This window comes from Clostridium sp. (genome assembly GCF_021443865.1).
Lineage (GTDB): Bacteria > Bacillota > Clostridia > Clostridiales > Clostridiaceae > Clostridium.
Genome location: NZ_JABUTB010000134.1, coordinates 1 through 2,393, shown reverse-complemented (window position 1 = coordinate 2,393; position 2,393 = coordinate 1). Strand labels below are relative to the sequence as shown.

The following is a 2,393-nucleotide window of genomic DNA, read 5'->3' as shown; positions in this document are numbered from 1 at the left end:
ATATCTAACCTAATTATAAGGGTCTTTTTATATTTGTCTACCATAAGGGGATTATACTAGATATAGGGTTCTTTTAATTATAGAATAAAAAATATTTTTAACAATAAAGGTTACAAATATTCTCTTCCGTAAATATGATGTTTATATGAAGATATTTAAATTATCTAGTATAGCTACTTTAGGAAGGGATATTAGTATGGAAAATTTGTTTACTATATTAATAGTTGCATTAATAGCTGAAAGTGTATGGGAAACATTAAAAATGAGTTGGCAGCAAGGGAAGATATGTATAGATAGAATAGGAGCTTTAATAGTATCTTTAGTGATTTGTTTTGGAATAAGGCTAGATATATTAAGCTTACTTGAAATTAAAAGTACAATACCTTATTTAGGAACAGTATTAACTTCTATTTTAATATCTAGAGGATCTAATTTTATCCATGACTTATTGGTGAAAGTGGGACAAGGTAAATCTTAATAAAATATCATAAATGATTAAGGGTTAGTTTTTATGACTAATCCTTTTATGTTTTGAAAATATTGAATATAACAATGCCAGGTAGAAAAGCAGTATGTAAAATATCTACCTGGCAAAAATAAATAACTACTAAATATATGATAAAGTAAAGACAAGTTTTATGTCAAACTAATATTTTGCATTAAAATAATGAGATTAATTTCTTTTAATAGGTATTATTAATGAATATTTACTACTTGAATTATAAAGTTAGGATAATTATACTAAAAATATAGAATAATATAAGAAAGGTGATTTGTTTATGAAAGATTTATTTACCCCGTATGAAATTAAAGGGCTTAAATTAAAAAATAGAATAGTTCTACCTCCAATGTGTCAATATTCTGTAGAAAAGAAGGATGGTATAGCTACAGATTGGCATTTCGTTCATTATGTAAGTAGAGCTGTAGGGGGAACTGGTCTAATTATTGTTGAAATGACAGATGTTGAACCAGATGGACGTATTAGTGATTACGATTTAGGATTATGGTGTGATGAACAAATAGAACCTTTAAAGAGGATTGTTGATGAATGTCATAAATATGGAGCAAAGGTAGCTATACAAATTGCTCATGCTGGTAGAAAGGCAGAAGATGCTGAAGTTCCAGTAGCACCTTCAGCAATAGCTTTTGATTCAACATATAAAACTCCAAGAGAATTAAGTACTGAAGAAGTAAAGGAAATGGTTGAGAAGTTTAGAATGTCAACAAGACGTGCTATAAAGGCTGGATTTGATGCCATTGAAATTCATGGAGCACATGGTTACCTAATACATCAATTCCATTCACCATTAACAAATAAGAGAAGTGATGAATATGGAAAAGACTTAACTAAATTTGGTGTAGACATAATAAAAGCTGCTAAAAGTGAAATGCCAGAAGATATGCCATTATTAATGAGAATTTCTGCTGTTGAGTATGTAGATGGTGGATATGGCATAGAAACTTCAACTAAGCTTGCTAAGGCTTATAAAGAAGCTGGAGTGGATGTATTGCATATAAGCTCTGGAGGAGAAGGTCCAATTGGATCAAATGGAGCTCTAGGCAGTAATGCAGGGTATCAAGTTCCGTTTGCTAAAGCAATAAAAGAAAACTTAGATATTGATGTAATTGCTGTAGGCAAATTAGATGAACCAGAACTTGCAAACTCAGTAATAGAAAGTGAAGAAGCTGACTTAGTAGCTATTGGAAGAGCAATGCTTAGAAATCCTTATTGGACATTTGAAGCTGCTATTAAGCTAAATAAAAAGACAGAAGTCCCAAAACAATATTCAAGAGGTTTCACTAGAAATATACAAGAGGAATAGGTGATATTAATGAGAAGTATAAAGTATCCTGCAATTTATAAACATTTTAAAAATAATTATTATGCTGTAATGGCTGTAAGTAAAAAAAATGAAAATGAAGATATAGATAAGAATAAAATATTATTCAAAGGCTATCATACAGAATTAAATAAGCTTATTAATATTTATAAAATAGGAGACTTATATTATCACGATAATGAATTTGAAGATAGTTTAGTTTTATATAAGGCTCTTTATGATGATAAAGGTATTTATGCTAGACCTATAGAAATGTTTCTAAGCAAAGTAGATAAAGATAAATATCCAGATGTAGAGCAAAAATATAGATTTGAATATGTAAGGGAGAATTAAGATATGAACATAAGATTTGATGAAAAGGCTAAAAAAGCTTTAGAAGATATAATAAAGGATAGTAGTGAAAATTACATAAGAATAAAGGTCTTTAGAGGGTGTGGAAGACCTGCATATGAAATTTATCCAAGTTATAAAAGTGAAGAGGATATGTTAGTAGAAATTGATGATATTCCTTTTGTATATAAGAAAGAGGAGGAAAAAATAATGGCAAAAGAA

Annotated in this window: 4 protein-coding genes; all 4 read left to right on the top strand. The window is 29.0% G+C overall.

Going from position 1 to position 2,393, the window contains the following annotated elements:
- Positions 1-145 precede the first annotated feature (145 nt).
- Entirely contained in the window at positions 146-478 is a 333-nt protein-coding gene (locus HUJ77_RS14825; RefSeq protein ID WP_291709961.1) for a hypothetical protein, read from the top strand.
- A gap of 301 nt (positions 479-779) precedes the next feature.
- Positions 780-1,823 carry an NADH:flavin oxidoreductase/NADH oxidase gene (locus tag HUJ77_RS14820; protein WP_291709959.1) on the top strand — a complete coding sequence of 348 codons (1,044 nt, stop codon included), beginning with the start codon at positions 780-782 and terminating at the stop codon, positions 1,821-1,823.
- A 9-nt stretch (positions 1,824-1,832) separates the two neighbouring features.
- Entirely contained in the window at positions 1,833-2,174 is a 342-nt protein-coding gene (locus HUJ77_RS14815) for a DUF1653 domain-containing protein (protein ID WP_291709958.1), read from the top strand.
- Between the two features lie 3 nt (positions 2,175-2,177).
- A partial coding sequence (locus HUJ77_RS14810; RefSeq protein WP_291709956.1) for a hypothetical protein occupies positions 2,178-2,393 on the top strand: 216 nt, incomplete at its 3' end.